Source organism: Streptomyces sp. NPDC059452, from assembly GCF_042750035.1.
Taxonomy (GTDB): domain Bacteria; phylum Actinomycetota; class Actinomycetes; order Streptomycetales; family Streptomycetaceae; genus Streptomyces.
On record NZ_JBHYVE010000031.1, the window covers coordinates 63,964 to 88,574 of the forward strand.

General features: G+C 72.8%; 18 protein-coding genes. 7 read left to right on the top strand and 11 right to left on the bottom strand.

Annotated features, from left to right (window positions below):
- Position 1 precedes the first annotated feature (1 nt).
- From ACFW9Z_RS30930 to ACFW9Z_RS30970, 9 genes are all read right to left on the bottom strand, one after another.
- Positions 2–1,771, bottom strand: coding sequence for a VgrG-related protein (locus ACFW9Z_RS30930; RefSeq protein ID WP_384645932.1), 1,770 nt, complete (start codon positions 1,769–1,771; stop codon positions 2–4).
- Positions 1,768–2,505 (bottom strand): LysM peptidoglycan-binding domain-containing protein, encoded by a 738-nt coding sequence (locus ACFW9Z_RS30935; protein WP_384645933.1) that lies wholly within the window; start codon positions 2,503–2,505, stop codon positions 1,768–1,770. Before ACFW9Z_RS30935 ends, ACFW9Z_RS30930 begins: the two co-directional genes overlap by 4 nt.
- A 61-nt stretch (positions 2,506–2,566) precedes the next feature.
- Positions 2,567–2,992, bottom strand: coding sequence for a phage tail protein (locus ACFW9Z_RS30940; RefSeq protein ID WP_384645934.1), 426 nt, complete (start codon positions 2,990–2,992; stop codon positions 2,567–2,569).
- Between the two features lie 66 nt (positions 2,993–3,058).
- Positions 3,059–4,549 carry a hypothetical protein gene (locus tag ACFW9Z_RS30945; RefSeq protein WP_384645936.1) on the bottom strand — a complete coding sequence of 497 codons (1,491 nt, stop codon included), beginning with the start codon at positions 4,547–4,549 and terminating at the stop codon, positions 3,059–3,061.
- A 1,909-nt stretch (positions 4,550–6,458) separates the two neighbouring features.
- Entirely contained in the window at positions 6,459–6,617 is a 159-nt protein-coding gene (locus ACFW9Z_RS30950) for a DUF6760 family protein (protein ID WP_018492281.1), read from the bottom strand.
- Entirely contained in the window at positions 6,614–7,108 is a 495-nt protein-coding gene (locus tag ACFW9Z_RS30955; RefSeq protein ID WP_384645937.1) for a hypothetical protein, read from the bottom strand. The genes ACFW9Z_RS30950 and ACFW9Z_RS30955 overlap by 4 nt, the downstream gene beginning before the upstream one ends.
- On the bottom strand, positions 7,105–7,545 hold the full coding sequence (locus tag ACFW9Z_RS30960) for a phage tail protein (RefSeq protein ID WP_007457189.1): 441 nt from the start codon (positions 7,543–7,545) through the stop codon (positions 7,105–7,107). Before ACFW9Z_RS30960 ends, ACFW9Z_RS30955 begins: the two co-directional genes overlap by 4 nt.
- Before the next feature lie 65 nt (positions 7,546–7,610).
- Positions 7,611–9,152, bottom strand: coding sequence for a phage tail sheath family protein (locus tag ACFW9Z_RS30965; RefSeq protein WP_384645938.1), 1,542 nt, complete (start codon positions 9,150–9,152; stop codon positions 7,611–7,613).
- A gap of 797 nt (positions 9,153–9,949) precedes the next feature.
- Positions 9,950–11,389: a hydrolytic protein gene (locus ACFW9Z_RS30970; protein WP_384645939.1), complete on the bottom strand. Its 1,440-nt coding sequence runs from the start codon at positions 11,387–11,389 to the stop codon at positions 9,950–9,952.
- Between the two features lie 215 nt (positions 11,390–11,604).
- On the opposite strand from ACFW9Z_RS30970, the gene ACFW9Z_RS30975 reads away from it, so the two are divergent.
- From ACFW9Z_RS30975 to ACFW9Z_RS30990, 4 genes are all read left to right on the top strand, one after another.
- A complete protein-coding gene (locus ACFW9Z_RS30975; protein WP_384645940.1) occupies positions 11,605–12,339 on the top strand; it encodes a response regulator transcription factor in 735 nt (244 codons plus the stop codon).
- 161 nt (positions 12,340–12,500) lie between these two features.
- Entirely contained in the window at positions 12,501–15,815 is a 3,315-nt protein-coding gene (locus ACFW9Z_RS30980) for a hypothetical protein (RefSeq protein ID WP_384645941.1), read from the top strand.
- Positions 15,812–16,519: a DUF4255 domain-containing protein gene (locus ACFW9Z_RS30985; RefSeq protein ID WP_384645942.1), complete on the top strand. Its 708-nt coding sequence runs from the start codon at positions 15,812–15,814 to the stop codon at positions 16,517–16,519. Before ACFW9Z_RS30980 ends, ACFW9Z_RS30985 begins: the two co-directional genes overlap by 4 nt.
- Positions 16,516–18,711 carry an ATP-binding protein gene (locus ACFW9Z_RS30990; protein WP_384645943.1) on the top strand — a complete coding sequence of 732 codons (2,196 nt, stop codon included), beginning with the start codon at positions 16,516–16,518 and terminating at the stop codon, positions 18,709–18,711. Before ACFW9Z_RS30985 ends, ACFW9Z_RS30990 begins: the two co-directional genes overlap by 4 nt.
- 9 nt (positions 18,712–18,720) lie before the next feature.
- Here ACFW9Z_RS30990 and ACFW9Z_RS30995 read toward each other — a convergent pair whose 3' ends face one another.
- Positions 18,721–18,909 carry a hypothetical protein gene (locus ACFW9Z_RS30995; protein WP_384645944.1) on the bottom strand — a complete coding sequence of 63 codons (189 nt, stop codon included), beginning with the start codon at positions 18,907–18,909 and terminating at the stop codon, positions 18,721–18,723.
- A gap of 36 nt (positions 18,910–18,945) precedes the next feature.
- Here ACFW9Z_RS30995 and ACFW9Z_RS31000 point away from each other — a divergent pair, with 36 nt between their 5' ends.
- The 3 genes from ACFW9Z_RS31000 to ACFW9Z_RS31010 all read left to right on the top strand — a co-directional run bounded on the left by ACFW9Z_RS31000 (position 18,946) and on the right by ACFW9Z_RS31010 (position 23,244).
- Positions 18,946–19,743 carry a 3-hydroxybutyrate dehydrogenase gene (locus tag ACFW9Z_RS31000; protein ID WP_384645945.1) on the top strand — a complete coding sequence of 266 codons (798 nt, stop codon included), beginning with the start codon at positions 18,946–18,948 and terminating at the stop codon, positions 19,741–19,743.
- A 72-nt stretch (positions 19,744–19,815) separates the two neighbouring features.
- Entirely contained in the window at positions 19,816–21,207 is a 1,392-nt protein-coding gene (locus ACFW9Z_RS31005; RefSeq protein WP_384645946.1) for an MFS transporter, read from the top strand.
- A 132-nt stretch (positions 21,208–21,339) separates the two neighbouring features.
- Positions 21,340–23,244, top strand: coding sequence for a helix-turn-helix domain-containing protein (locus tag ACFW9Z_RS31010; RefSeq protein WP_384645947.1), 1,905 nt, complete (start codon positions 21,340–21,342; stop codon positions 23,242–23,244).
- A 12-nt stretch (positions 23,245–23,256) separates the two neighbouring features.
- Here the strand turns inward: ACFW9Z_RS31010 and ACFW9Z_RS31015 are convergent, their stop codons facing one another.
- Positions 23,257–24,516, bottom strand: coding sequence for an arginine deiminase (locus tag ACFW9Z_RS31015; RefSeq protein ID WP_384645948.1), 1,260 nt, complete (start codon positions 24,514–24,516; stop codon positions 23,257–23,259).
- Between the last annotated feature and the right edge of the window lie 95 nt (positions 24,517–24,611).

Consider the following 24,611-nt stretch of genomic DNA (forward strand, 5'->3'; position numbering starts at 1 on the left):
TTCAGTTGATGCGGATGAGCTTGGCCTTGAGCACGGCCAGCAGGCCGCCGTCCACGGTGACGCCCGTCTTGCCGTTGATGGTCACCGACCGCCCCTTGACCTCGACGTTCCCCGTACCGGCGTCGAGCGTGATCCCCGACGAGGAGAGCGTCACGGAGCTCTGCGGGCGCTGGGAGCCGGGGGCGAAGACGGTCAGGGCGATCTCGTTCTTCCGTTCGTCCAGCAGGACTTCCAGCCGCTTGTTCCCGCTCGCCAGCCGGACCCCCGACGGGCCGCGCGGAGTGTCCAGCAACTCCAGCCGGTTACCCGAACGGGACACCAGGGAACGGCGGTTGACCTTGCCGCTGGTCTTGTCGACGAGCGGTACGTCATGCTCGGAGGGCCGGTCGATGCCGTTGTACAGCCCGCCCAGGACGTACGGGCTGTCCAGCAGCCCCTGCTCGAAGCCGACCAGCACCTCGTCGTTGACCTCGGGGCTGAACACCCCGCCGCCGCCGTTGCCGCCCCACTGCACCGTACGGACCCAGTCGGTCACGTACGTGTCGTCGAGCCAGGGGAACTTCAGCCGCACCCAGCCCCGTTGGCCCTTGCCCTCGCGGATGTCGGTGACCACGCCGATCGCCAGCCCCGGCATGCGCGGACCGCGCGAGGGGGCCCCGCCGCCGGTCAGCCCGGCCAGCGAGCGGTCGGGCGAGGCGCTGACGATCACCGTGGTGCGGTAGCCGCCGTCCGGTTCCAGGACGTGGTGGGCGGCGGTGGCGGTGTAGCGGCCGGAGAACGTCGGGCCGACGTTGCCGAGCGCCACGGGCGCCCCGGCCCGCAGTTGGGGGTTGCCGAAGGCGACCGCCTCGATCTCCCCGAAGCCCGAGCTGACCGAGGCCGCCACCGCCCCGGCGACGGCCGTGGTCTCCGCCTGGGTCCGGTACGGGGTGTCGGCGACGGTCACCCGGGCGCTCGCCCCGAACGCCCCGGCCGCCACCGACGGGTTCATCCCCGGGGTCACGGTGTCGCTGCGCACGGACTGCTCCCGCGCCACCAGCCGCGTCTTGGTGTCGATGTTCCAGCCGCGCACCTCCACATCGCCCGCCCCGTCCGCGCCGGTCACCACCGCCCGCAGGGAGAGCAGGTTGTCCCCGTACTCCAGGACCATCGGATTCCTGGCCGCCCGGGTGTCGGGCGAGGGCGCCGATGAGGCGGGCTTCGGCCTGGTGAACTGGAGCACCCCCTCGTCGTCCACCCGCACCTGCGCCCCGCTCTCGGCGGCCAGGTGCTGAAGGAACTCCCAGTCGGAGACGTTGGGTTGGGTCAGCTGCTTGTACGTGATCGGCGCGGCCTCGACCTTGCCGCAGGTCAGCCCGGCGCCCGCGGCGACCTTGCGGACGATGTCCGCCGTCTTCATGTTCCGGTACGCCACCACCTTCCGGCCGCGCTGGAGCCGGTGCGCCTTGGAGAGGGCGCGGATGACGGTGAACGTGCCGGTGGTGTCGTGGTCCAGCTCGATCGCCGTGACCTCCCCGGTGAACAGCCGCTCCCGGACCCGCTCCTGCACGGTGACCACGGAGATCTTCAGCGGAGTGCCGAGGGTGATCCCGCTCTCGCTGAGCAGATCGTGGTCCGGGTCCCGGTACATCAGCACGGCGGTGTCCGGCAGCCCGACGTTCTCGTCGACCACACAGCTCACCAACTGGGCGGCCCAGCCCAGCGGCAGTTCGGCGGGTATCTCCACGATCGGATCGGCGGCGAAGGAACGCCCCGGGGACGCGGGGCTCATCGGCGGCCCTCCGCGAGGTGGTCTTCCGCGAGGTGGTCTTCCAGTCCGGGCACGAGGAGTTCGCTGCCCGGGACCAACTGCATCGGGTTGTCGATGCCGTTGGCCTCCGCGATGGTCCGCCAAGCGGTGGCATCGCCGTACTCCCGCCAGGCGAGCAGCGGCAGGCTGTCCCCGGCCACGACCCGGTGCGTGCGCCGGGCCTCCTTCGAACCCGAGGTGGGGTTCTGGCCCGCCGGGTCGACGCTCGCCTCCTCGATGGAGAGCGAACACGTGGCGCGCAGCGGCTTCCCGTCCACGTCGAACAGGGTGTAGGAGACGGAGAGGTTGGAGAGTACGCCGTCGAACGAGGTCGTCCTCGACGTGCCCCAGTCGAACCGCACCCACGGGCTGGCCGGCGTCTTGCGCGCGAGGCTGGTCGGCGTGGGCACACAGGCGGTCATCAGCTGCTCCACCGCCTTCTCCACGGAGTTGTCATGGGTGGCCGTCGCATCGAGGAAGACCTCCAGGGAGAGCGACCGGGGCCCGCTCCCGACGAATTCGGGCAGCGCGGACTGTCCGGCCATCCGCGACGGAGTACGCCGCCACTCGGTGCTCTTGCTCAGCGACAGCTTGGACGGGTTGAACTGGAGGGTGAGCTGCGCGAGTCGGCCACCCGGCTTGGCGCCGACCGTCGACGGCGGCTCCATGATGGTCAGTTGGGCGCGCGCACGGCTCGCACGGAGAGAGAGTGACATGGCGTTCCTCCTTCCTGGTCTGCGGGAGCGGTCATGGCGGGGATGGTCATGTGACGATGCATCAGGAGGGCTCCAGTCCCTCGTGCGCGATCTCCAACGTCTCTATGGCTGCTTGGGAGTTGGCGGGGTCGAAGGACGGGCCCTGCCAGCGCACCGGCACGATGCCCTGGATCTGCCAGCTGATGATCCGGCTGAGGTCCGGCCGCAGGGCGACGATCTCGCCGTCTTTGGGCTCGACCCGCTGGATCGTCTCGTTCAGCCAGCGCGCGATCTTCATCGTGTCGGCGGTGACCGGGCGGGTCAGCGTGATGTTGGTCCAGGTGATGCGCCCCGGCAGCTGCCAGGTGAACCCGTTGTTGCCGCCCTCGGCGTACGTCTCCATCTCCACCTCGGCGCCCAGGCCCGAGCAGGTGTGGAAGGCCCCCAGGTCGCTGCCGCCGATGACGAGCTTGAAGAACACGCTCGTCGCGAAGATGTTGTCCGTCATGCCGTTTCTTCTCTTCTTCTCTGCTGGTGCGGTTCCTGCGGGTGGTGCCGGGTGGGCGGGACGTTGTCAGCGGCGGCCGTCGTGGAGCCGCCCGGCGCGCTCCCGCCCCCGGCGCATGTCGGCGCGGATGAGCCGGCTCACGGGGTCGAGCAGGCGGCGGGCCAGCTCCTCGATCTCGGCGCCGGTGATGCGGGCGGCGGCGTTGGTGCCTGCGTTTACGGCGTTCGCCGTGTTTCCCGCGTTTCCGTTTCCCGTGGCGGTTTCGGCGGTCTCGTCGGCGCCTGTCCGCTGGACGGTTTTCGGCGAAGCGCCCTTCGGCGGGACCGCTTTGACCGGGACTCCGGTGATGCCCGCGTGGGCGGCGGCGCGCTGGAGGACCTGGGCCTGGGTCGGGGGGCGACCGGGGGCGTGGGCCTGAGGATGCGTCGCGGTGCCAGTGCCGGTGCCGGTGGTTGCGGTGGTCGGGCGTGGTGGGACCCGTACGGAGAGGGGCGGCGGCCCTTGCGGAGGGGTGCCGCCACCGGGCGCGGGACCGGCGGGCGGAGGGCCCGCCGGGTCGGGCACCACCGGCAACGGCATCCGCTGGACGGGTACGACGGTGGCTCCGGCCTGGGGCGCCGCGGGCGGATGGGGCCGGACGACCGGGACCGGGCGGGCCTGGGAGGTGGGGCGGGGCGCCGGGGAGCCGGGGGCGGGGCGCGGGGGTGCCGAGGCGGTCGTGGACGCCGACGCCACGGAGGCCGTGGAAGTGCCGGAGGCCGTGGAGGCCCCGGAGGTCATGGAGGTCATGGGGGGCATGGACGGGGAGGTGGGCTTGGGGGGTGCGGGCCGGGTGGCGGGCGGCTGCGGGCTGTGCCGGTCGGCCGGGCCGGAGGAGGCCGGGCCGGACGGCGACGGTGCGTAGCCCGCTGCCCGGGCGGTGGGGCTGGACGACGGCGAAGGGGGCGTCGCCGAGCCCCGTACCGTACGCCGCTGCACGAGCCGCATGAGCGCGCCGCCGACGGTGGACCCGCCGCCCTTGGGGGGCTTGCCGCTGGGGCGCTGGGTGTTGGGGGTGGCGGTGGTGGCGCTTGGGCTGCTGCTGTTGCCGTCGTGGGTGGTGGTGCGGCGGGGCGTGGGGGTTCCGTGCGCGGTCCGCTGGACGGTGGGGCCGGGCACCGTCGGGGTGGCCGAGGCCGATGCCGGGCTGGTGGTTCGGTGCGGCGTGGCGGGTGCGGCGGGGCGGGTGCGGGGTGCGGTGTGCTGGGGCGTCGCACCCGGGGGCGTCCGGCGGTTTCCGGGCCGGGCGTTGCCCGTTGGGGCGGTTCCGGTCTGGGTGTTTACGGGTCCCGGTGTCGCGCCGGGCCCGTTGGTGGTGGGCCCCGGCTGCTGTACGTCGCGGCGCCAGGTGGCCGCCACGACCGGGCGGGCCGGGCTGCCGCCTGCCGTCGTCGTCGCGGGGGCCGCCGAGAACCCTTCGGCGGAACCGGTGTTCACCTTCAGGGACCTGCCCGAGAGCAGGGTGCGCGAGCGCTGGACGGTGGCAGGGGAGGAAGGGGAGGTGGCCTGCCCGCCCATCCGCTGCGGGCCGATGTTCCGGATACGGACCGGGGCCGGGGGAGTAGCGGTGCCGGGGGTGGGCGCGCCTGGACCCGAACCCGGACTCGTCTGCGTACGCGTGTGGGAGTGCCCGCCGTCCACTGCTGCCCGCTGTACGGGGGACGGTTGCGCGGCCGAGCGGACCGGCATCCCGGGGGGCGTGCTGGGGGAGGCCGATGGTGTGGCGGCCTGCGGGGGCGTGCTCGGGGGAGTCGGTGGGCCCGAGGGACGACCCGGCTGCGTACGACGACGGTCGCCGAGGAGGGGTGCGTCACCCTGGAGCCGGGCGGTCGGCGGGAGCGAGGCGAGGGGCGTGCCGATCCCGCCTCGCGTACGGGCGCGGGGGCCGGACGTGTCGGCGGGCTGCGAGGGTTCGGGGGCGCCGGGGCGTTGAGCCTGGTGCGGGGCGGACGCCGGTGCCTGCCCTGTGTGCGCAGCCGGAGCCCTCTGGATGGGTGCCGATGCCGGTGTGGGTGCTGCTGCTGGTGTGCGTGCCGGGGCCGGGGTGGGGGGCTGCGGGGTTCTGGGTGCGGTCTGGGACCGAGCCTCCGGGGCTGTCTGCTGACGGCTCGACGCCTTGGGCGTCTTGGGCGTCTTCGGCGTCGGTGCCGACGCCGGGCCCGACTGCTGTGACTGCTTCGGCGCAGGTGCGGGGGCGGGTGAAGCTGCCGTTGCTGCCTCCGAGGTCGGGCGCTGGAGCACCGGCATGACCGTTGCTTCTTGCCCTGCCGGGGCGGGCGGCACGACCTGCCCTTGCCCTGTGGGGCCGGAGGGTACGGCCCTGGAGGGCAGTTCCCGCAGGGGCTTGCCCAGGGCGGGGCGTATGGACTCGGCAGCCTGGGGAGGAGTCGGCTGTCGGCCGGAGCTTTCCTGCCGAGCGGGTGTGCTCCGCTGCACGGTGTTCGTGGTGGTGCTGGTGCTGGTGCCGGAAGCGGCCGGTGCGGACGCGGCGGCAGGCGTGGCGGGGGCGGTCGGCGGCAGCCCGGTGATCTGCCGCAGCCGCATCGCCGGGCGCCGGGCGACGGTCAGGGGCGGTGCGGTACGTCGGGGCCGTACAGCAGCAAGCCGCGCACGCTGCACCGAAGCCGAAGCCGAAGCCGAAGGGGCCGGGTCCGTGGCAGGGGCGACAGCTTCCGAAGGAGCCGAAGCCGCATCGCTGCTCACCGCACGCTGCACGGTCGGCGTACCCGCACCCGTACCCGTACCGGAAGCAGACCCCGCCCCCGACCCCCGTACCGTCTTCGACGCCGTGCCGCCCGACCGCTGGACCGGGGCACTCCGCCCCGGCTTCCGCCCACCCGCGCGTCCGGTCGCCGCAGCGGGCAGATTCCCCGCAGTCCCCGCAGTCCCCGCAGTCCCCGAAGCCCCCGTAGTCTCCGCACTCCCCGGCGCCTCCGCCGCCACCTCCTCCGCCCCCGTCCGGGCGGCCCGCAGCAGCAGCGGCCCCCCGGGCGAGGCCGAACGTGCGGCGCCTGGGCGGGCCACGCCGTGGATGAGGCCCACAGGGGCGGACGGCAGTACGGCGTGGCCGAGTTCGCCGCCGAACGTGGGGTTCTGCCAGGAGGCGAGCCGGGACCGGAACCGCAGCCCGTCGCTCACCCCGATCGAGGACCGGGCGACGGTCACCGCGGGCGGGGCGACCTGCCGCCAGCCGCCGTCCCAGTCGCCGCCGGAACCGCCGGAGCCCGCCGGACCACCGCCCGCGACGGCGGCCCCGGCCTCCGGCACCGGACCGCCGCCCGCACCGGCACCCGTACCCATGCCCGTACCGCCATCGGTACCGACACCAGCACCGGCCCCGGCAGCACCGGAACCGGCACCCTCCCGCGCGGCCGTGCCGGGCCCTTGCCTGTCCGTTCGGCGCAGCCAGTCCCCGAGCCCCACACGATCACCCGCCTTCGTTGACGCGGGTGTTGATCCGCGCTATCTCCCGCACCCACTGCTGACGCTCAGCGTGGGTGAGGTCGAGAATGTCCTCACGCTGCCAATGGAAGTGGTAGGCGACGTACGCGATCTCCTCCCGCAACCGGGGAAGCGCGTACGTCACGATTCCCCCAGGCGCCCACCCGAGAGGTCCACCTCGAACGAGCCGTGGCAGAGCGGGCAGGTCACCGCCGCGTGCGTGTGGCCCTCGCTGTTGATGCGGCGGTAGAAGTCCTGGAGGAACGCCACGTCGGTGGCGTACATCCGCTCCACCACCCCCGCGTGCACATCGGTGATCGTGCCGAGCTGGGTGATGACCTGGCTCAGCAGCACCACGGACAGGTACGCCGGGTTCTCCTTCACCCGCAGGTCGATCTGCGGGCGCAGCTCGTCCCGGGCCGTCGCGAGCCGCATGGTGCCGCTGCGGTGCACCTGGCCCTCGTCGTCGACGTACCCGCGCGGCAGCTCGAAGGTGAACTCCGTCTGCAGCGTGTCCCGTTCGCGGGAGCGGGCGGGAGCGGGCGCGGAGATCTCCTCGCGCGCGGCGGGCGCCGCGGCGAGGTTGTCCAGGACCTCTTCGAGGCCGCTGCCCGGCGAAACGGTCCGGCGCCTCATTCGACCACGATCTCCTCGAAGGTGATGGTCACCGTCTCGGTCGCCGCGCTGGACTCGCCGGCCTTGAGGGAGGGGCCCTCCCACTTGGAGGCCCAGCCCTGCATCAGCTGGATGCGCCGGACGGTCTCACCGGTCGAGTCCTTGATCTCGATCGTGAGGTTCTGGCGCGCGGTGTCGACGGCCCCGTTGTTGAGCGTCTCCTTGATCCAGGTGGTGAACTCGCTGCTCTTGTCGAGCCCGCGGGTGATCGTCACCTCGCCCGCCTGGCGCGCGCCGGGCTGCTTGCGGATGATCTGCTTGCCCTCGGCGGTCACCTGACGGACCTCGACGACTTCTTCCTCGACGGTCATGCCGCTGATCTCCTGGATGGACTCCACGAGATAGCCGCCGAGCTGCACGCCGAATACGTGGGTGGAAAGAGCGTCGCCCTCTGCCATGACTGTGTGTCACCTGTTCCGCTAGTGAAGATGAAGGATGAAGGGGGTGAGGAGGACCGCGAGGGTCACTCGTCGATGAGGCTCGTGCTGTCCGAGAACTGGGCCAGGCGGAAGACCACGAACTCCGCGGGCTTCACCGGGGCCACGCCGATCTCGCAGACGACCTGGCCGAGGTCGATCGACTCCTGCGGGTTGTTGCTCCGGTCGCAGCGGACGTAGAACGCCTCCTCGGCCGTGCGGCCGAACAGCGCACCGCGTCGCCACTCCTCGGTGAGGAAGGCGGTGACGTTGCGCCGGATGCTCGACCAGAGGCGGTCGTCGTTCGGCTCGAAGACCACCCACTGGGTGCCGATCAGGATCGACTCCTCCAGGTAGTTGAAGAGGCGGCGCACGTTGAGGTAGCGCCAGGCCGGGTCGGAGGAGAGGGTGCGGGCGCCCCAGATGCGGATGCCCCGGCCGGGGAAGGCCCGTACGCAGTTGACGCCGATCGGGTTCAGCAGGTCCTGCTCGCCCTTGCTGAGCCGGATCTCCAGGTCGACCGCGCCCCGGATGACCTCGTTGGCGGGCGCCTTGTGCACGCCGCGCTCGCTGTCGCTGCGTGCCCAGACACCGGCCACGTGACCGCTCGGCGGGACCAGGGAGTTGCGGCCGCTCGCCGGGTCGAAGACCTTGACCCAGGGGTAGTAGAGGGTGGCGTACCGCGAGTCGTAACCGGCCTCGTCGTTGCGCCAGGTGCGCACCTGCTGGGCGTTCAGGCCCGGCGGGGTGTCCAGGACGGCGACCCGGTCGCCCATCTGCTCGCAGTGCGAGATGACCGCGAGCTGTACGGCCTTGACGCCCTCGGCGTCGATCTCGCCGCGCTGGAAGGCGCTCATCAGGTCCGGGACCGCGACCATGGTGATCTCGTCGATCGACTCCAGGCCGGAGAAGCCCGTGCGGGCGGCGGCGTCACCGACGTACTCGGCCGCGTCGAGCCGGGCCACACCGGAACCGGGGGCGCCGGTGGCCGGGGCGAGGGCGACGGTCTGCTTCTCGGGGCGGCTCTGGGCCGTGCCGGGCTGCTCGGTGACCTGGATCAGCTTGGAGTCGCGGGCCTGGGTGACCAGGTAGCCCTTGACGTTCTTGCGGGTGGAGACGTCGTACGTCTCCACGACCTTGCCGGCCTGCCGGACCAGCAGCCGGAAGCGGTCCTCCGGCGGGTTCTCGCCCTCGGGGTCGGCGATCTCGACGGAGAGGCCGTCGCCCGTACCGGACTTGGCGGAGATGAGGAAGCCGCCGAGCGCGGTGGGGGCCGGGGCCTGGGCGACCGCTCCCGGTGCCGTGGAGCCGGACGCGCCCTGGGCGGGGCCGCCGATGCGCACGATGTAGGCCGCGCCGCCGCCGTTGGCGAAGAAGCCGTAGACGGCGTGCGTGAGGTAGGTGTCGGCGGTGAAGGTGCCGAACGTCTGGACGTACTGGTCCCAGTTGGTCACCAGCGTGGGCTGGTGGAAGGGGCCCGTCTCGGCGAAGCCGACGAAGGCTGCGACCGCGGTGCCGACTCCCTCGATGGGCCGCGCTCCGGACTGCACCTCCTCCACGTATACACCGGGGGTGAGGTACGACGGCATGCTCGCTCCTTCGGGGTGGTCACTCGTTCACCGGTCAGTCTTGCCCGGTGGGGAGGGCGGGGAGTAGGTCCGGAAGTCCTGGGCGCGGGGCAAGGACACTGCCTTCCCGGGCACCTGCCCGGTGGGAAACGCTGCCCTTGGCGGGCGGACCGCAGCCGCTTCCCGCCCGCTTCCCGCAGCCGTCCCCGTATTCGCGCGGAGCGGCGGGTATGGGGTATTCCGGTGGGCTTCAAGTGAAGAGAAGGCGAACTGCGGGTTACGGAGCGGGTTGCGGAAGGAGTTGCGGAACGGTTTCCGCGCCGGCCGTCTTCGGAGGATTCACCGGAGTGGCAGGTTCCGGTTCGCGTCCCGAGTGTGTTCGGTATCTCTTTTCCGTAGTGAACCCCGCGTGGTCGAAAAACGTACGCGGTCGGCCCGGGAATCGCAGCGGACTGACGGGATTCGGCCAGAATGCGCCCAGAAGGTGTGATGTTCCGGCCCGGTTACGCCGACGGAAACGGGCGCCCGGACCTTCCGATCGGGCGCCCGCTGGTTGTCGTCGAATGTCGTCGGAGCGTCAGGAGCGGCTCTGGACAGGCCCGTTCGTGTTCGGGCCCGCCGGAACCGGATATTCTTCTTGGGCTGTCGGCGTCGCAGGTGACCGAATTGGTGTAGACCTTTGGCGTATTCGGGAAGATGAATCCGCCATCGCCCGGCACGCCGGGTTTCCCCCGGGGGCCGGTTTCTGCTGTTGTCGTCACCGAAAGGTCGTCACCGACGGGCGGGAGCGAGGCGCACCGTGCTGCCGTTTCCGCGTTCTACGGTGCGAGATCGCTCAGTACACCGCTGACGTTAATCACCTGATGGCAGCCTGAGGCCTGCGTTCCGGTCGCCGGAGTGCCGGGCTTGGCACAGGTGACGGCAGCGGTGACCGTGGCGTTCTCCGGAATCTGAATGGGGGTGACCCAGTGGTAGTCCTGGTTGCGGAAGGTCTCCAGCGCGATGGTGGTGATCTTCCGTTCTCCGAAGGAGATGGTCAGTACTCCCTCGTCGCCCTGGAAGTTCGCCACCACGAGGTCCGTGATGCCGAACACCTTGCCCGCCGGAACCTTGTACGTCCCGGCGTTGTCGTCCCCGGCATCGGTCTCCACGTCGATCGTCGCGGAACTCTGCTGGGTGCCCCCGGCCCCTGTACCGCCCGGACCGGCGCCCATCCCTGTTCCCGTACCGGTGCCGGTGCCCCCGGTGGCGCCGGGCGCGGTCGAACCGTCCGGGCCGGTGCCCTGCCCCTGGCCTCCGGCCGGGTTGTCCGGGCCGCCCGGCGTTGCCGAACCCTGTTGCTGCTCGCCGCGGGCGGCCTCCTCCTCCGCCGCCTCGGTCACCGCCTGCTTCGCGGTGCTCTCCACGGCGGGGCGGACCAGCGCGAACCAGGCGAGCAGCAGCGCCAGCAGAGCGGCCAGCAGGATCAGCAACCACTTGGGCAGAACGGGCAGTTGGAGGAACTCTCCGGGGACCGGCTCCGGCCGTACGGACTCGGGTCGGTCGGCTTCCAGCCGTACGGGCGCCTCGACCCCGGCCCCCGTACCTCCGGCCGCGCCCCTGGCCTCCGTACCCCCGGTCTCCGTACCTCCGGCATCCGCCGTGGCGGCGGCCCTGACGGTCTCGGCGGCCTCCACCTCGAACGGCCAGGTGACCGGCTCGCCGAACCAGATCAGCTTGCCCGCACGGACCTTGAGCCGTACCTCGGCCGACTCGCCCGGCTCCAGCCGCCGTTGGGCCGGCGTGAAGCCCAGCCGCAGCTCCTCCCCGGCCTGCTTGCCGGTGAGGGAGACGTCGACGGGGGTGTTGCCCCTGTTCTGTACGGCGGTACGGAAGCGGGCGCCCAGCCAGCCCCTGCGGCGGCGCGGCTCCAGCTCGGTGCGCAGCTCGTGGAAGGGCTCGACGGTGACCGTGCCCTCCGGGACCACCACCGACTCCGGGTGCTCCGCGGGCAGTACGCGGACGGCCAGCGGAGTCTCGCCCGCCCTGACCTCGTGGGAGCGGGGCGGGGCGAAGGTGAGCGTCACCGTCTCGGAGGTGCCCGGGTAGAGCGACACACGGGCCGGCTCGACGGTGCTCCACGCGGCGCAGTCGCCGACGACTTCGAGCGTGTAGGCCTCGACGATGTCACCGTCGTTGCGCACGGTCAGGGTCGTCGTCGCGGTACCGCCGGGCGACACCGTCACCGCGGGTATTTCGAGTTCGGCAGATGTGGTCACCCTGCGACCGTAAGCCGCCCGGGCGGCTGCGCAGCAGGGTCGCGAGGGCAACGAGCGGGCAGGGTGGATGCCCCGGACGCACACCGGCCCGGTGGCCCCACGACCCCGACCCGGGCCCGCGCCCCCTGCCGAAGACCGGTGCGGTCGAGTGCGGAGAAGACATATCGGGCGGCAGAACCTGAGAAGGACGGCGCGGAACGATGACGATGGCAGAGATGACGATGGCAGAGACGAAGAGCAGAACGACGGAGCACGGGCAGTACCGCAGGCCCGGTACGGCGCAGCGCACCGCGCGCACCGCGCGCACCGTCCCCGGAGCCGGGACCGGCGGCAGGGTCACCGTGGCGGTGTACGCGGAGGACCTGATCCTGCAGACCGGGATGGTCCACCAGTTGCGGATGCGGCCGGAGATAGAACTGATACCGGAGGCCGAGGCGGAGAAGGCCCAGGTCTCCCTGGTGGTGGTGGACATGGTGGACGAGGCCACCGTCCAGCTCCTGCACCGCCTCCAGCGCAACACCTCCACCCGCACCGGACTGGTCGTCGGCTTCTTCGAGTCGGGTGCGCTCCAGACCATGATCGAGTGCGGGGTCGCCGCCGTGCTGCGGCGCGGCGAGGCCGACCAGGACCGGCTGATCCACCTGGTCAAGGCGATGGCCAACGGCGAGGGCGTTCTCCCGGGCGACCTCCTCGGCAAGCTGCTTGACCATGTCAGCAGCCTCCAGCGGACGGTCCTGGACCCCCGGGGCCTCACCCTCTCCACCCTGACGGCACGCGAGGCGGAGATGATCCGGCTGGTGTCGGAGGGCTTCGACACCTCGGAGATCGCGCAGAAGACCTCGTACTCCGAACGCACCGTCAAGAACGTGCTGCACGAGGTGGCGACCCGGCTCGAACTGCGCAACCGGGCCCATGCGGTGGGCTATGCGATGCGGCACGGGCTGATCTGATCCCCTCCCCGAGGTACCGGGGGCGAGGACGGGGCCGGGGGTGGGCGCCGCAAAGGGCAGCGGCTCCTTCCCCCGCTCCGGGTACTCGGGGCCTGTCTTCCTGACCCGCGCGAGCGCGATGCTCGACGGTGGAGCGTCATCAACAGACTGTGAGGTGGGCCGTGACCGGCACTGCTGGCCCGGCGAAGCATTCCCGGTGGAGCCGACTGGCGGGCGCGGTGGTGCTGTTGGCGCCGCTGCTGGTCGTCGGTTCCGCCTCCGCCCCGCACGGGGCGCCGAGGCTCGCCCCGGCGGCGGCAGCCGACCTGGACCCGGCGGAGGCGGGGCGCATCGCCTTCGCCGGTACGGAGCACCGCAGCCTCGGCCGCGTCGCGGACCCGCAGGGCAGCGAGCCGCTCTTCGGGGACACCGGCCCGGTCCACTACGACGAGGACCCCTCCGCACGCGGCGGGGTGCTCGTCTTCACCAGCCTCCGCGACAGCGTGCGCCCCCAGGTGTACGTGCGCGACGCCGACGGGACCGTACGCCGGCTCACCACCGACCGGGACGCGGCGAACCCCGAACTCTCCCCGGACGGCCGGACCGTGGTCTTCGACTCGGCGGAGCCCGGTGGCCCCGGCGGAGGCACCCAGCGCGACCTGTGGGCGGTCGGCGTCGACGGCTCGGACCTGCGGCGGCTCTCGGACACCCCCGACAACGAGGAGTCCCCGACCTTCTCCCCGGACGGCACCCGGATCGCGTACGCCTGCGACGGCGACACCTCGCTGGGCTGGCAGATATACGAGCAGGCCCTCGCGGGCGGCGACCGGACCCGGATCAGCGACGGACCGCCCGGCGACGCGGTCGACCCGTCCTGGAACCCGGTGGACGACGACACCCGCCGCAGCCGTGTCGCGTACACCCACGTCACCGACCCCGACCCCGAGAAGGGCAACCGGCTCCGCGTCACCGAGGGCATCGGCACCGACCGGCCGCTGCTGGCCGGGGACCACGCCGAGTGGGGCAGCCACTCGGTCAGCTGGCTGCCGGACGGCGACGGCGTTCTCTTCCTCAGCCCCTTCCACGTCTGCGGCTGCGACGACTTCGACCACGTCTACCGGGTGACCGCCTTCGTCGACGAGACCCCGCGGCAACTGCTCACCGAGGACCGGAAGGTGGCCTCGCCCACCTGGCTCGGCCCCGCCGACTCGGGGAGCGTCGTCGTCGCCCGGATCACCGCCGAGGCCGCGAACACCGTCACGCTCCAGGACGTACGCCAGGACGGCTCCGACCCCCGTGACCTCGGGCTCACCATCCTCCGCGAGGACCCGGCGGCCCGCACCAACACCGATCCCGCGCAGGACCCGCTCTTCAACCCGGCGGCCGGGTACGACCCGTGGACCGAGCGGCAGAACTACACCCCCGACGGCCGGCGCATCGTCGTGACCCGCTTCGAGGGCCCCGCCGACGCCCGCGTCCTGCGCATCTGGATGGTCGACGCCGACGGCACCAACGCCGAAGCCCTCCCGCTCGCCGGACGCGGTGACCTGGACTGGGACACCGACCCCACCTTCTCGCCCGACGGCACCAAGCTGGCCTTCACCCGGACCTCGCCCGGCGGCGTCGGCGGGGCGGCCGGACCGGGCCGCATCCTCATCGCCGACGTCGCGACCGGCGAGATCCTGGACGAGGTCCGTCCGCCCGAGGGGGAGCAGCAGGGCAGCGACGCCCAGCCGACCTGGTCCTCCGACGGCGTCAACCTCGCCTTCACCCGTACGCATGTGATCAACGGCCACGGCGGCAACAAGCACATCTGGGTCGTCCCGGTGGACCGGCTCGACCAGCAGCGCGACCTCAGCGCCACCATCTGCTACGGCGACTGCGAAGTCATCGACGACAGCCCGGCGTTCTCCCCGGACGGTACGAAGGTGGCCTTCAACCGTAAGGACGGCGGCGGCCGGATCAACGAGCGGGCCGGGATCCTGATCAAGCCCCTGCGCGGCGGCGGCTGCCGGGTCGTGCTCCCCTCCTCCCAGCGGGACAACCCCGACGGCTGCGACCAGGAGATCCCCGACACCACCTCCACCGGCCCCTTCCAGCCCCGCGATGTGGCCTGGTCCCCGGACGGCAGCCGGATCGTGCTGACCTCCCGCCGGGAGCTCGCCCCGAACTCGATGGAGCAGCTCTCCGTCCTCGACCTCGCCTCCGGCGAGCTGGCGCCGCTCGACAACACGCACGCCGGACGGCAGAAGGAGCCGAGCTACCAGCAGTCGGTCGACCTGGCTGTCACCGCGCCGCCCAACGGGCCTGCCGTGGAGGTCGGTTCCTCGGTCGAGGTGAAGGTCACCGTGGTCAACCACGGCCCCTCGCCCTCGCCCGGCACCACGTTCACGGCCGACGCCCCGCCCGGCGTACGGCTGGAGGAGCTGACCACCGACGCCGGTACGTGCGGGGCGGGTTCACCCCAGTGCGACCTGGGTACCGTCCTGCCCGGTACGAGCGTGGAGATCACCGCCAAGCTGACCGGGGTGGTGCGGGGCGACCAGCCGGTGGGCTGGTCCGTCACCGGCGCCGTGCTCGACCCGAACCCGACGGACAACGCCACCGGCACGCTCGTACCGGTCCAGGACGTGCCCCCGCCGACCCCGTCACCCACCCCGCCGACCCCGTCACCCACGCCCCCCACCCCCACCCCGACGCCTCCCACCCCCACCCCCACGGTCACTGTGCCCACCCCCACGCCCACCCGTACCTCCGCCCCTCCCCCCACGACCACCGCCCCCGCCCAGCCCCGACCGCCCGCCGCCCGACCGCCCGCCGCCCGCCCCCCGGCCCCTCTGCCGCCCGCGCCCCTCGCAGGCCCCGGAGTCGTGGTGCGGGCCCAGCCCAGCCCGGGCTACGTCGGCGGCAAGGTCGTCGTCACGTACACCGTGCGCAACGGCCGGAACGCCTCCGCCACCGGCCTCCGCCTCCAGCTCGGCCTGCCCGGAACCATCCCGGCCGGACCGCTCCCGGCGGGCTGCACGGCGGGCCAGTGCGCGCTGCCCGACCTGGCCCCCGGCGCCTCCACCGTCGTACGGGTCGTCCTCTCCCCGGACCGCGCACTGCGCACGAGCATCACGGCCACCCTCACCACCACCGGCACGGACGCGGACCGCGGGGACAACGTCTCCCGTATCCCGCTGCGCATCCTCCAGCCCCGCATCATCGCGGTGCCCGCCGTCGGCAAGCCCGGCTTCGTCACCTCCGTACGCGGCAAGGACTTCCCGCCCGGGGCGCCCGTGAAGCTCAGCTGGAACCCGGGGATCACGGCGGCGGCCGCGCCGACTCTCCCCAACCCGGACGGCACGTTCATCGCCCAACTGCTCATCCTGGCCAAGGATCAGACCGGGCCGCGCACGATCACGGCCAGGGGCCCCGGCTTCAGCCCGGTGAAGACGGACTTCCTCGTGGTGCTCGGCACCATCACCCCGCCGGACGAGGTGACCCGCCGATGATCCACGAAGTCGACGAAGGGCTACGGCTGTTGCTGGTGGACGCCGGGCTCCAGGAGAGCGGGGTCGACCTGGTCTTCGACGCGCCCACGAAGGACTGGTCGGCCCGGCGCAACGCGCCCACGATCAGCGTCTTCCTGCACGCCATCCGCGAGGACGCGGCCCGGCGGCGGACCGGTACGGCCGAGGAGCACGACGCGAACGGCGTGGTCACCGGCTGGCGGACCCCGCCGCGCTGGTTCGAGCTGACCTACCTGGTCACCGCCTGGACCAACCGCCCGCAGGACGAACACCGCCTGCTCTCCGAGGTGTTGCGCTGCCTGGTCCGTACGGACGTGCTGCCCGCCCGGATGCACACCGGCAGCCTCGCCGAACTGGGCCTCACCGTGGAGCTGGAGGCGGCGGGCCCGCGCACCGACGGGCCGTCCGCGTCCGACGTGTGGTCCGCGCTCGGCGGCGAGCTCAAGGCCGCGATCGACCTGCGGGTCCTCGCCCCGCTCGCCGGGGAACGGGCCCCCGCGGGCCCGCCGGTCACCGAGGGCCTGGTGATGAAGGCCGCCCCCGCCGTGGACGGCACGGCGGCCGACGACCCGGGCCGCCGCCTGCGGTACGAGGGGGCGGGCGACCTGGAGGCACACGGCTTCGCCGCCGAACGGGAACGGCAACTGCCGCCCGGCCGACGCAAGCGGGGGAGTGCGGCGCGATGACGGTGACGGAGAACGGATCGGTCCCGGGGGCCGCTGACCGTGCGGCTACGGAAAGCGCATCGGCCCGGGACGTCGCCGACCGCGCGGTGACCGACATCGAGGTGCTGTGGGAGCGGCTGGGCCGCGTCGAGCAGCGGGTCCGGCACGCGGTGGTGGACCGCCGCGCCACCGACCCGGAGCCGGACGACCCGTACCGGGGGCAGTACCTCACCCCCGAGGCGGCCGAACGCGTCCTGGAGTCGCGGGGCGCTTTCGCCTCCGTACCCCTGCCGTCCTACGGTACGGAGCAACCGCCGTACGGTACGGAGTCGGCGCCCCCGGACAGTCGGCTCGCCCGACTGGCCGCCCGTTTCGGACTGGCGGAGCTCGACGTCGAGCTCCTGCTGGTCGCGATGGCGCCGGACGTCGACGCCCGGTTCGAGCGCTTCTACGGCTACCTCAACGACGATCTCACCCGCCGCCGCCCGACCATCGGCCTGGCGCTGGAACTCTGCGGACTGCCCGCCGCGAGCTCCGGCCGCTTCCGGTTCCAGCCCTCCGCCCCGCTCGTCGCGGGCGGGCTGCTGGAGATCGGCGACCCCGAACGCCCGCTGCTCTCAAGGGCCTTGAGGGTCTCCGACCGGGTCACCGCCCATCTCCTCGGCGACGACGAGACCGACGGACGGCTGCGCGGCCTCGTCCATGTCCCCGCCTCCGCCGACGGGTCGGACGAGCGCCCCGAGATCCGGCGCATCACCGCCGCGCTCGCCACGGGCAGCGGTCTGGTGCATCTGCTCGACCGGGGCGGCGACCCGGCGGGGCTGGCCGTCGACGCGCTCGTCGCGGCGGGCCGCCGCCCGCTCGTGGTCGACATCGCGGCCCTCGCCGCGACCACCGAACAGACGGAGCCGGTACGGGCTTTGGCGGCCGAGGCCCGTCTCGGCCACAGTGGCGTCGTCCTCGGCCCGATCGAAGCGCTCACCCCTGAACGTCCGGAGGGGGCACGCCTGTTGGCCGCCCTCTGTACGGCGCTGAGCGGTACGCCCCTGATCGCGTACGGGAAGAAGAACTGGGACCCGCTGTGGACCCGCGACAGCCCGGTCCCGATGGCGGTCCGGCCCCCGGGCCCGGCGGGTTCGGCACGGCAGTGGCGGCAGGCGCTCGCCGAGGCGGCCAGGGCGGTGGGCCTGCCGGACGCACAGGCACCGGCCGACGACGACCATCTCATCGAGGCCACCGCCTCCTACCGGCTCGACCCCGAACAACTGCGCAAGGCCGCCACCGTGGCCACCCGGCTGGCCGTTCTGGAACAGCGCCCGGTCCACCCGGACGACCTGCGCACAGCGGTCCGCGCCCAGAACGGCGCCGGGCTCGAACGGCTCGCCCGCCGCATCGAACCCGCCGTCGGCTGGGACGACCTGGTCCTGCCCCCGGCCACCCGCACCCAGCTCACCGAACTCGCCCTCCGCGCCCGCCACCGCGAACAGGTCCTCGGCCAGTGGGGGATGCGGCCGGGCGGCGGCCGGGGGCGCGGGGTCATCGCGATGTTCGCGGGCGAGTCCGGCACCGGCAAGACGATGTCGGCCGAGGTCGTCGCGCGCGAACTGGGCATGGAGCTCTATGTCGTTGACCTCTCCACGGTGGTGGACAAGTACATCGGCGAGACCGAGAAGAACCTGGAGCGGATCTTCGTCGAGGCCTCCGACGTCAACGGCATCCTGCTCTTCGACGAGGCCGACGCGATCTTCGGCAAGCGCTCCCAGGTCAAGGACGCGCACGACAAGCACGCCAACATGGAGTCGGCCTACCTCCTCCAGCGCATGGAGTCCTTCGACGGCATCGCCGTGCTCACCACCAACCTCCGGGCCAACCTGGACGAGGCGTTCACCCGCCGCCTGGACGTGATCGCGGAGTTCCCGATGCCGGACGCCGAACAGCGCCTCGCCCTCTGGGACCGCTGCCTGGGCACCTCCATCCCCCGCGATCCCGCGCTGGACCTGGCGTTCTGCGCGGACCGCTTCGAGCTGGCGGGCGGCTCGATCCGGGCCTGCGCGGTGACCGCCGCCTACCTCGCGGCGGAGTCACGGGCCCCGCTCGCCATGGACCAGATCGTCACGGCGGTGCTCCAGGAGTACCGCAAGCTGGGTCGGCTGGTGCTGGAGAGCGAGTTCGGGCCCTGGCTGGCGAAGGAGCGGGGGCGCGGGGAGCGGTAGGGCGGCGCGTCACCGCCGGTCCGCTTCCGCCGGTCCGCCTCCGCTGGGGCCACCGGGCCGCCACCGCTGGCGCCGCTGGGGCCACCGGTCCGCCTCCGCCGGGCCGACCAGGACGAGCAGCGCCGCTGGGGCCTCCGGCCCGCCGGGAATGGTGGCCACCCCCACATCAACCGCCCCCACTATGGCGGTCCGTGCCATGGGATGTCCGCCCGGCGGTCTCTAGCGTTTCCCGCCATGACGAGCCAATCGCACGCAGCGCCCGCTCCCTCGGCGCAGGGCGCCGGAGCCGTGGACCTCAGCGGGCGCACCGCCCTGGTCACCGGCGGTGGCAGCGGCATCGGACGGGCCACCGCCCGAGCGCTCGCCGCGGCCGGGGCCCTCGTCCACGTGGCCGACCGCGACGCCGACGCCGCCGAGGCCGTCGCCGCCGCGACCGGCGGGGTGGCCCATGTCGTGGACCTCGCCGACGCAGGGGCGGTCGGGGCGCTGCCGAGGGCCGTGGACATCCTGGTCAACAACGCCGGGCTGCAACACGTGGCGCCCATCGAGGAGTTCCCGCCCGACCGGTTCGAGCTGATCCAGAAGGTGATGGTGACCGCCCCGTTCCTCCTGATGCGGCACTGCCTGCCGCACATGTACGCCGGGGGGTGGGGCCGACTGGTCAACGTCTCCAGCATGCACGGCCTGCGGGCCAGCCCCTTCAAGTCCGCGTACGTCGCCGCCAAGCACGGCCTGGAGGGGCTGAGCAAGGTCGCCGCCCTGGAGGGTGCCCCGCACGGGGTGACCAGTAACTGCGTCGATCCGGGTTACGTACGCACTCCGCTCGTCGAGGGCCAGATCGCCGCCCAGGCCGCCGCGCACGGCATCCCGCCGGGCGAGGTCGTCGCGGACATCCTTCTGGACCGGTCCGCGATCAAGCGGCTGATCGAACCCGAGGAGGTCGCCGCCGTCTGCGTCTGGCTCTGCGGCCCCCACACCTCGTACATCACCGGCGCCTCCCTCCCCGTCGACGGAGGCTGGGGCGCCCGCTGACCCCCCGTTCCCGGCGTCCGCCCCCGTCCTGACAGACCTGCCAACGAAACGCGGTGACTCACCATGGGTTCCATGGGTTCCCCCAGCTCCGCCCCGCCCGGCAACAGCCGCATCGGCCGGATCGTCGCGGCCAGCCTCGTCGGCACCACCATCGAGTGGTACGACTTCTTCCTCTACGGCTCGGCCGCCGCGCTCGTCTTCAACTCGCTCTTCTTCCCCAGCAGCGACCCGCTCGTCGGCACCCTGCTGGCCTTCCTGACGTACGCGGTCGGCTTCGCCGCCCGTCCGCTCGGCGGCATCGTCTTCGGCCACTACGGCGACAAGATCGGCCGCAAGAAGCTCCTCGTACTCAGCCTGCTCATGATGGGCGGAGCCACCTTCCTCATGGGGCTGCTCCCCACCCATGCCAGCATCGGCGTCTGGGCCCCGATCCTGCTGACGGTCCTGCGCCTGGTCCAGGGCTTCGCGCTGGGCGGCGAGTGGGGCGGGGCCGTCCTCCTCGTCTCCGAGCACGGCGGCGACAAGCGGCGCGGCTTCTGGGCCTCCTGGCCGCAGGCCGGAGCGCCCGGCGGCAATCTGCTGGCCACCGGTGTCCTGGCGCTGCTCGCCGCCGTCCAGTCCGACGAGACCTTCCTCGCCTGGGGCTGGCGCATCCCGTTCCTGCTCTCCGGCGTCCTCGTGATGATCGGCCTGTGGATCCGGATCTCCATCGAGGAGTCCCCGGTCTTCCTGGAGGCGCAGAAGAAGTCGCAGGAACGGGCTGCCGCGGGCGTCAAGGAACAGCCCCCGGTCGTCGAGGTGTTCCGCAGGAGCTGGCGCGAGGTGCTCCTCGCCATCGGCACCCGCTTCGGCGAGAACATCTCGTACTACATCCTCACCGCCTTCCTCCTCGTCTACGTGACCGTGCACCTGGAGATGTCCAAGAGCGACGCCCTCAACGCCGTACTGATCGGCTCGGCGGTCCACTTCGTCACCATCCCGCTGTGGGGCGCCCTCTCGGACCGGCTCGGCCGCCGGCCCGTCACCCTGATCGGCGCCCTCGGCATGGCGGTCTGGGCCTTCGCCTTCTTCGCGCTCCTGGACAGCAGGTCGTTCCCGGTCATCGTCCTCGCGGTCACCCTCGGCCTGCTGCTGCACGGGGCGATGTACGGGCCGCAGGCGGCCTTCATCTCGGAGATGTTCGACACGAAGGTCCGCTACTCCGGCGCCTCGATGGGCTCCCAGCTCGCCTCGATCATCGGCGGCGCGCTCGCCCCGCTGATCGCGGTCGAACTGCTCAAGGACTACCGCTCGTCCGTCCCGATCTCCCTCTACCTCTGCTTCGCCGCCCTGGTCACGGCGGTGACGGTCTGGCTGGCCAAGGAGACCCGGGGCCGCGACCTGGCCAAGGACGGCCTGGAGGACTCGGTCCCGGCCGCACCGCCCGCCGCCGCCCGCAAGGACTCGCTCACGCTCGGCGGCTGAACCCGCGCCCGCCCCGTACCCCGTGAAGCCGCACCGCACCGCACGGCTTCACGGGGTACGGCTTTATGGGGTGCGGCTTTACGGGGTACGGGGGAGGCCCCTGCCCCCGCAGACCCCCGGACCGGTCACCGTATGCTCACCGGCGTGACAGCCCCCGGCCCCCCGCACTCCGCAGCGGCCCTGAGCCGACTGCTCGACCTGCTGGCCCGGGGCGCGGCGGCCGAGGAGTTCGAGCAGCCCGCCGCCACCGCCCGGCAGGCCGGTGCCACCGCCGCCGAGCTGGCCGGGATCGCCGAGGCCACCACCGTCGCGCTGCGCATCCGGCGCACCCTCAGCCAGCACCGGGTCCGCGAGGCGCAGCTCACCGCCCTCTTCGACACGGCCAGCGACCTCGCGGCCCTGCGCGATCTGGACGCCGTGCTGCGGGCCATCGTCCACCGGGCGAAACTGCTGCTCGGCACCGACGTCACCTACCTCTCCCTCAACGACGACGCGGCGGGCGACACCTATATGCGGGTCACCGACGGTTCGGTGGCCGAGGCGTTCCAGCGGGTCCGGCTCGGGATGGGCGAGGGGCTCGGCGGACTCGTCGCCCAGACGGCCCGCCCGTACGCGACCGGCGACTACGGCGCCGACACCCGCTTCCACCACACCACCATCATCGACAGCGCCGTCCTGGACGAGGGGCTGCGCGCGATCCTCGGCGTACCGCTGCGGCTGGGCAGCCGGGTCATCGGTGTCCTGTACGCCGCCGACCGCGCACCCCGCGAGTTCAGCGCGGGGGAGGTGGCACTGCTCTCCTCGCTGGCCGACCACGCGGCGATCGCCATCGACGGCGCCCGGCTGCTGGAGGAGACCCGGGCCGCGCTCGTCGACCTCAACGCCGCCTCCGAGACCATCCGTACGCACAGCGAGGCGATGCGCCGGGCCGAGGAGGCCCACGACCAGCTCACCGACCTCGTGCTGCGCGGCGGCGGAGCCGACGACGTGGCCGCCGCCCTCGCCGAGATCCTGGACGGCGGCATCCTCATCCACGACGCGGACGGCGCCGAACTCGCCCGTGCCCGCACCGGACCGCAGCCCCCGCCCACCCCGGCGGTCGCCGCCTCCCGGGCCCGGGGCCGGGCCGTCCCCCTCGACGGCACCTGGGTCTGTGCGGTCCTCGCCGGACCCGAACTCCTCGGCTCGATCGCGCTGACCGGCCGGGCGGACCTCGCGGACGCCGACCGGCTGCTGTTCGAACGGGCCAGCGTGGTCACCGCGCTCCTCATGCTGCTGCGCCGCTCGGTCGCCGAGACGGAGGACCGGGTACGGGGAGAACTGCTCGGCAACCTGCTCTCGCGCACCGGAGACCCGGGCACCCTGACCGCCCGGGCCCGCCGCCTCGGCGTCGACCTGGGCCGCCCGCACAGCGTGTTCGTGGCCCACAGCGAGGCGGCTCCGCGCCACCGCCTGCTGGCCGCCGCCGCGCGGAGCGCCCACACCCGCGACGGCCTGGCGGGCCTCCACCACGACCACGTCGTCCTGGTGGCCCCCTCCGACGCTCCCGGCCCCGAGGCCCAGGCGCTCGCCACCGAACTGGGCCAGGCGGCCGACGGCCCCGTCACCGTCGGCGCCGCGGGCCCCGCCTCCGGTCCCGCCGAACTGCCCGGCGCCCACAGCGAGGCGGCCCGCTGCCTCTCCGCCCTCCGCGCGCTGGGCCGCACCGGGAGCGGCGGGGCCATCGAGGACCTGGGCTTCATCGGCGTACTGCTGGGCGACCAGGCAGACCTGGGCGGGTACGTACGCAGGACGCTGGGCCCGGTCCTGGACTACGACACGGCGCGCGGCACGGACCTGGTCACCACCCTGGACGCGTACTACGCGCAGGGAGCGAGCCTCACCCGCACCAGGACCCTGCTCCATGTGCACGTGAACACCGTGGTGCAGCGGCTGGAACGCATCGGCCGCCTCCTCGGCCCGGACTGGAACGAGCCGCCGCGCACGCTGGAGATCCAACTGGCGCTGAGACTGCACCGCTTGACGCAGGGGCTGTAACCCTGGTTGCCGTCAGAACACCACCGCGTCCCGGATCAACGGGCAGGTCATGCAGTGCCCGCCGCCCCGCCCCCGCCCCAGCTCCGCGCCCACGATGGTGATGACCTCCACCCCGGCCCGCCGCAGCAGGGCGTTGGTCTGGGTGTTGCGGTCGTAGGTGAAGACGACGCCCGGCTCCAGGGCCACCGCGTTGTTGCCGCTGTCCCACTGCTGCCGCTCGGAGGCGTACACGTCCCCGCCCGTCTCGATCACCCGCAGCCGCGGCAGCCGCAGGGCGCGGGCCACGACCTCGGTGAACGGGGTGGAGCCCTCGTCGGTGATCTCGATCCCGGGCGCCCGGTCGGACGGCCGCAGCGAGAACGTATGCACCCCGTCCATGATGCGCGGGTACAGCGTCACGATGTCCCGGTCCGCGAAGGTGAACACCGTGTCCAGGTGCATCGCCGAGCGCAGCTTCGGCATCCCGGCGACGATCACGTGCTCCGCCGCCCCCTGCTCGAACAGGGCGACCGCGACCTGGGTGATCGCCTGCCGGGAGGTCCGCTCGCTCATGCCCATGAGGACGACGCCGTTGCCGACGGGCATGATGTCCCCGCCCTCGAAGGTGGCCCGCCCCCAGTCCTTCTCCGGGTCGCCCCACCAGACCGTGGACCCCCGGAAGTCGGGGTGGAAGGTGTAGATAGCCTTCATCAGCAGGGTCTCGTCGTGGCGGGCGGGCCAGTAGAGCGGGTTCAGCGTCACCCCGCCGTAGAGCCAGCAGGTCGTGTCACGGGTGTACAGGGTGTTGGGCAGCGGCGGCATCAGGTACTCCCGCCCGCCCGTCCCCTCCCGGGCCAGCCCCAGGTACGCCGAACGGAACGGGTCCGGCAGATGGGCGGTGGCCAGCCCGCCGATCAGATGGTCGGCGAGCCGACGCGGGGTGAGGGTGTCGAGGAAGGCGCGGGCGTCGTCCACCAGCCCGAGCCCCACCTCGTTCGCGTCGATCTTCCGGTCGAGCAGCCAGGACCGGGCCTCCGGGATCGCCATGGTGGCGGCGAGCAGCGCATGCAGCTCGACCACCTCCACGCCCCGCTCGGTGAGCTGGGAGACGAAGTCGGCGTGGTCCCGCTGGGCGTTCTCCACCCACATCACGTCGTCGAACAGCAGATCGTCGGAGTTGGTCGGAGTCAGCCTGCGGTGGGCCATCCCGGGGGCGCAGACCAGGACCTTGCGCAACCGCCCCACTTCGGAGTGGACGCCGAGGGCGGCGGGGGAGGTGCTGGTGCTGGTCACGAGGGGTCCTACCTTTCAAGGGTGGTCGCTCTGGTCATTCGTAAGATCGGAGGGCCCAGGGGTTCTGGGTATGGCTGTCATCGGGGCGCCGTTGG